At 58.4% G+C, this 233-nt stretch carries 1 protein-coding gene; it reads right to left on the reverse strand.

From position 1 onward, the window contains the following. Window positions 1–233: hypothetical protein (locus tag HK26_RS13000; protein ID WP_143296391.1), on the reverse strand; the 233-nt coding region annotated here is incomplete at both ends.

Consider the following 233-nt stretch of genomic DNA (forward strand, 5'->3'; position numbering starts at 1 on the left):
GCGTTTGTGGCGTCAGACAGCGCATCCACACTGTTCAGGTAGGACTGGGAGGAGGCGTCTGTCAGGCTAACCCCGGAGCGCAGGAGCTGCTGCTCCGCCTGCATATGGTTGATCAGCTTTTGCCGGGCCTCATCATTCTGTCCAAGGGTGGCAGTCTGGGCCTGTAGCACAGAGATCTGGTCATTGTTGGCCGATGTCTGCTGGCTCAGGTTTATGTCAGATGTGGCATGGGC

The sequence above is a fragment of the Acetobacter okinawensis genome (genome assembly GCF_002153655.1).
Classification (GTDB): domain Bacteria; phylum Pseudomonadota; class Alphaproteobacteria; order Acetobacterales; family Acetobacteraceae; genus Acetobacter; species Acetobacter okinawensis_A.